The organism is Flavobacterium cyanobacteriorum (assembly GCF_002251835.1).
In the GTDB taxonomy this organism is placed as follows: Bacteria; Bacteroidota; Bacteroidia; order Flavobacteriales; family Flavobacteriaceae; genus Flavobacterium; species Flavobacterium cyanobacteriorum.
Genome location: NZ_NOXV01000194.1, coordinates 1 through 314, shown reverse-complemented (window position 1 = coordinate 314; position 314 = coordinate 1). Strand labels below are relative to the sequence as shown.

The window sequence follows — 314 nt, the reverse complement described above, 5'->3', positions numbered from 1 at the left end:
TGCGAAGGCTGCCCTTTGCGAGGTCTGTGTTTTAAGGGAAAAGAAAATCGGAGTATAGAGAGAAATCACAATCTCGAAAGACACAAACAAAAAATAAGGGAACTCCTAACAAGCCAGACAGGATTGCAGAAAAGAAAACAACGCACCGCCGATGTAGAACCTGTATTCGCTCAACTCAAACACAACCATAACTTTAGACGATTTTCTTTAAAAGGAATCGAAAAAACAGAATTAGAGTTCGGATTAATGGCTTTAGCACACAACTTAAGAAAAAAAATTACAGCTTAAAGGCAATTTTAAACTCATTTTAAAAT

Annotated in this window: 1 protein-coding gene; it reads left to right on the top strand. The window is 36.3% G+C overall.

Going from position 1 to position 314, the window contains the following annotated elements:
- Positions 1-288, top strand: a 288-nt coding sequence (locus tag CHU92_RS03935; protein ID WP_207759801.1) for a transposase, incomplete at its 5' end; no start/stop codon positions are given.
- Positions 289-314: the final 26 nt, after the last annotated feature.